This is a genomic window from Leptotrichia sp. OH3620_COT-345 (assembly GCF_003932895.1).
GTDB lineage: Bacteria > Fusobacteriota > Fusobacteriia > Fusobacteriales > Leptotrichiaceae > Pseudoleptotrichia.
Genome location: NZ_RQYW01000190.1, coordinates 1 through 272, shown reverse-complemented (window position 1 = coordinate 272; position 272 = coordinate 1). Strand labels below are relative to the sequence as shown.

Genomic DNA, 272 nt, shown 5'->3' with positions numbered 1-272 from the left:
TCTTTCCAGCTATGCTCTTTTACTTTACCTATGTTCGATATATTTACAAGTCTTGACTCTCCTGATAAACTGAACAGCTTATTTGTATTAGCTACAAAGTCAGGTGTGTTCAATGCTGACCCTTTAAATTGTATTCCCAATGGCTTCTCAAAATCAGATAATGTATTTCTTCTTATAGGAGTTCCATATGACCTTAAATCAAATCCTTTGCCTTTCCCTAAATGTATTCCGTTATTCTTTAATACATTAAATGCTCCTAATCCTACTATATT

The 272-nt window shown here is 32.7% G+C and carries 1 protein-coding gene; it reads right to left on the bottom strand.

Annotation, left to right across the window (positions count from 1 at the left end):
* The coding region (locus EII29_RS12530; RefSeq protein ID WP_158612579.1) for a hypothetical protein at nt 1-272 on the bottom strand (272 nt) is incomplete at both ends.